1 rRNA gene is annotated in these 1,911 nt (G+C 57.9%); it reads right to left on the bottom strand.

The window, feature by feature from the left end:
• Window positions 1-59 precede the first annotated feature (59 nt).
• Window positions 60-1,592, bottom strand: a 16S ribosomal RNA gene (locus tag BUE45_RS31060).
• Between the last annotated feature and the right edge of the window lie 319 nt (window positions 1,593-1,911).

The raw sequence follows: 1,911 nt of genomic DNA, 5'->3' as shown, positions 1-1,911 counted from the left end.
GGTCCACTTTCGAGTCCGGCCAACCATAGGAAAAGTGTTGGCCTGAAAAGACTCCTTAGAAAGGAGGTGATCCAGCCGCACCTTCCGGTACGGCTACCTTGTTACGACTTCGTCCCAATCGCCAGCCCCACCTTCACTCATTCCCTCCCACAAGGGGTTAGGCCACAAGTTTCGGGTGTTGCCGACTTTCATGACGTGACGGGCGGTGTGTACAAGGCCCGGGAACGTATTCACCGCGGCGTTGCTGATCCGCGATTACTAGCGACTCCACCTTCATGGGGTCGAGTTGCAGACCCCAATCCGAACTGAGACCGGCTTTTAGGGATTCGCTCCACCTCACGGTATCGCACGCCCATTGTACCGGCCATTGTAGCATGTTTGCAGCCCAAGACATAAGGGGCATGATGACTTGACGTCGTCCCCACCTTCCTCCGAGTTGACCCCGGCAGTCTCCCATGAGTCCCCACCATTACGTGCTGGCAACATGGAACAAGGGTTGCGCTCGTTGCGGGACTTAACCCAACATCTCACGACACGAGCTGACGACAGCCATGCACCACCTGTCACCCGCCAACTAAATGACCCCACATCTCTGCAGGTCCACGGGTGATGTCAAACCTTGGTAAGGTTCTTCGCGTTGCGTCGAATTAAGCAACATGCTCCGCCGCTTGTGCGGGCCCCCGTCAATTCCTTTGAGTTTTAGCCTTGCGGCCGTACTCCCCAGGCGGGGCGCTTAATGCGTTAGCTACGGCGCGGAAACCGTGGAAAGTCCCCACACCTAGCGCCCAACGTTTACGGCATGGACTACCAGGGTATCTAATCCTGTTCGCTCCCCATGCTTTCGCTCCTCAGCGTCAGGTAAGGCCCAGAGACCCGCCTTCGCCACCGGTGTTCCTCCTGATATCTGCGCATTTCACCGCTACACCAGGAATTCCAGTCTCCCCTACCTACCTCTAGCATGCCCGTATCCACTGCAGAACCGGGGTTAAGCCCCGGTCTTTCACAGCAGACGCGACACGCCGCCTACGAGCTCTTTACGCCCAATAATTCCGGACAACGCTCGGACCCTACGTATTACCGCGGCTGCTGGCACGTAGTTAGCCGGTCCTTATTCCCCACCTACCGTCAACCCCACGAAAACGTGGAGCCTGCGTGAGTGGTAAAAGAGGTTTACAACCCGAAGGCCGTCATCCCCCACGCGGCGTCGCTGCGTCAGGCTTTCGCCCATTGCGCAATATTCCCCACTGCTGCCTCCCGCAGGAGTCTGGGCCGTGTCTCAGTCCCAGTGTGGCCGGTCGCCCTCTCAGGCCGGCTACCCGTAATCGCCTTGGTAGGCCGTTACCCCACCAACAAGCTGATAGGCCGCGAGCCCATCCCCGACCGAAAAACTTTCCACCCACCACCATGAGGTGGAGGGTCGTATCCGGTATTAGACGGCGTTTCCACCGCTTATCCCGGAGTCAGGGGCAGGTTGCTCACGTGTTACTCACCCGTTCGCCGCTCGTGTACCCCGAAGGGCCTTACCGCTCGACTTGCATGTGTTAAGCACGCCGCCAGCGTTCGTCCTGAGCCAGGATCAAACTCTCCATAAAGGTCAAACACCGCGAACCCCGCAAGGGGCGCGGAAACCTAGAAGAAATCCTGACCGAACCTTCCGGTTCAATCAAAGGAACCTCGCACACTCCGGACGAAATCTCACCGACTTCGCCGTCGTGTGACGGGGCCAAAACAAACTTGGCTGTAAAAATCGAACACGCGCTGTTGAGTTCTCAAGAAGCAACCGCCCTTCCCGTACAAGCACCGGACCTGGGTCCGTGTTGCTCTTCCGTGGAAGGCGTCTGCGTTTCCGCTTTGTTGTGTCTTCACTTTATCAGTGTTTCTGCGACCCGCCAAACCGGCGTTTTCGCGGAA

Source organism: Nocardiopsis flavescens (assembly GCF_900141985.1).
Classification (GTDB): Bacteria; Actinomycetota; Actinomycetes; order Streptosporangiales; family Streptosporangiaceae; genus Nocardiopsis; species Nocardiopsis flavescens.
Note: the sequence above shows the minus strand (reverse complement) of the source record. Positions and strands in the feature narration are given on the sequence as shown.